Origin of the sequence: Nonomuraea longicatena, from assembly GCF_039525605.1 — a bacterium.
Taxonomy (GTDB): domain Bacteria; phylum Actinomycetota; class Actinomycetes; order Streptosporangiales; family Streptosporangiaceae; genus Nonomuraea; species Nonomuraea longicatena.
In genome coordinates this window covers 1-2,342 of the sequence record NZ_BAAAHQ010000074.1, presented here as the reverse complement: position 1 = coordinate 2,342, position 2,342 = coordinate 1, and the positions used below count along the sequence as shown (strand labels likewise).

The window sequence follows — 2,342 nt, the reverse complement described above, 5'->3', positions numbered from 1 at the left end:
GACGCCGCTTAGCGCCTCAGCAGCACTATGTCCCACTTGACTTGACACCTACCGGCGCGCCGCAGAATGGCCTGATCGATCTTCGTCAGCGCTGGGTGTCACAGGTACTACCAGGGTGCGTAGGCGGGTCATCGCCGCTGTTCAGCAGGTCTCTACCGTCCTGTCGATACGGTGAACACGGCGATGTCGCGGTCGAAGCAGACGATGATGTGACCATGCGGGGTGGCGGTGACGGCGTTCACCTCGTTGGGGAATTCGAGGTTAGGGCTGATCCTGTCAAAGGTGATCAGGCTCCATACGGCCACCGTTCCATAGCTCGCGGTAACTGCGATGGGGTGACCGTCGATCGTGGTGGCGGCGAGGGCGGCCACATTCGTCATGGGAAGCCGGCCGAGCTGCTGTGTGGTGGCGACGTCCCATACTTCGATCGATGGGTCGCGCCAGTCGTCGTTCGTGGTGATGGCGATGGGTCGTCCGTCCACGACGGTGGTGGCCACGAGGCGTACCGGCTTGCCGTTGGTGCCGGTGGTCTGGAGTCCGGTGTCGCGGTTCGAGGCGAGGTCACGGACTCGGAAGCCGCCGCCCCATCGTCCGAGGACGGCGACGGGCCGGTCGTCGAGCGTGGTGGTGGTGAGGTCTAGTACCCGTCGGTGGTCACTCTTGCGGGGGTTTCCGGTCTCCTCGCCGGTGCGGAGGTCCCACACCCGGATGGTCTTGTCGTCGCCGGCGGTGATGGCTCGGGGTGTGTTGTCGGCAGCGACCACGGTGATCGGGCCCCGATGGGTGGTCAGCGGGGCTCTGGCCGCTTTCCCCAGTGCGAGGTCCCAGAGATGGATCTCGCCGTCCTTGCCCCCGGTGATCGCCACCGCGCGACCGTCCACCTGGGTTGCGGCCACGGCGGTGACAGCACCGGTGTGGCCCGTGAGCGGACGGCACACCTGGTCGCCGGTGTCCAGGTCCCATACTCGTACGGTTTCGTCATCACTGCCGGTGACCGCCACCGGTCGGCCGTCCACTGAAGTGGTGGCCACCGCCGTGATCGCGGCGTCGTGACGAACCGGTTTGTCGGCCGGTTGGCCCACGGCCAGATCGGACACCCGTACCGACCCACCGTCGCAACTCGACACCACCACCTGCCGGCCGTCGACCACTGCCGTCGCCACCGCGTGAATCGTGCGGCGATGCTGAGGGAACAGCTCACCGACCAACTCGGTCGTTTCCAGGTCATAGACCTGGATGGTCGGTTCATTGCGGTCGCAGGTGATCGCCACCAGCCGGCCGTTCACGACCGTGGTCGTCACCGACTCCAGGTCCATGGATCGGGGAAGAACGCTGACCGGCAGTCCGGTGGCCAGGTCCGACACTTTCGTGGTCGACTGGTAGCCACCGGAGACGACCACCTGGTGGCCGGCGGCCAGTTCCACGACCGTGATCGCGCTCACGTATCCGCTGTGGCCGGTGAACGGGCTGCCCACCGGCTCACCGGTCTCAAGGTCCCACACCCTGACCGTACGGTCACCGCCTGTGACAGCCACCCAGCGGCCGTTCAGCACCGCCGTCGCCACCGCGTACACCGGGCCGGTGTGACCACGGAGCGGTGCCATCACCTCCTGCCGCGTTTCCAGGTCCCACACGCGTACCGTCGTGTCGTAGCAACCGGTGACCACCACCTGACGGCCACGACGTTCCGCGATCGCGAGGGCCTTCACGCTGTCAGCATGAAGATGGAGCGGCTCGCCCACCGGCTTGCCGGACGCGAGTTCCCACACCCGTACGGTTCTGTCGTCGCCACCGCTGACCGCAACGGGGCGACCGTCCAGAACGGACAGCGCCAGCGCCCGCACCGCGTTCGTGTGACCGGTCCATGGGGCGCCGACCCGCTCGCCGGTCGCCAGGTCCCACACCCGTAACGTGCGGCCGCCACCCCCGGTGATCGCTACGGCACGGCCGTCGAGGACTGTGGTCGTCACCGCCGCCACCCATTCGGCGTAGCCGTCCACGGTGCCCAGCGGCGGACATGACTTCACTCCCTTCGGCAGCAAACTGGTCCAGGTTGGCTGCACATGCTGGGCAGCAGGCTCATGACGGGAGGGAGATGACATGGCGGGCATGTTAGTAGCCGGCACCGACACACTCGCCTTTCACGGGGTGACGGAGTTGGTGGGCCCGCACGGGCTGTCCTGTTGACGCGGCTACCGGGTGGCCGGACACCTTTCTCCTGAGAGGGACAGGATCGGGTATCCAACCTGTGAAACACGCCCTCAAGCCGGGGATTGACGTCCGCGACTCGGTAGGTGTCAAGTCAAGTGGGACATAGTGCTGCTGAGGCGCTAAGCGGCGTC

1 protein-coding gene is annotated in these 2,342 nt (G+C 66.7%); it reads right to left on the bottom strand.

The features are described from left to right. Positions 1 to 152 precede the first annotated feature (152 nt). The gene (locus tag ABD120_RS39185) at positions 153 to 2,042 is read right to left on the bottom strand and encodes a WD40 repeat domain-containing protein (RefSeq protein WP_343955522.1); all 1,890 of its coding nucleotides are present in this window, start codon (positions 2,040 to 2,042) and stop codon (positions 153 to 155) included. Between the last annotated feature and the right edge of the window lie 300 nt (positions 2,043 to 2,342).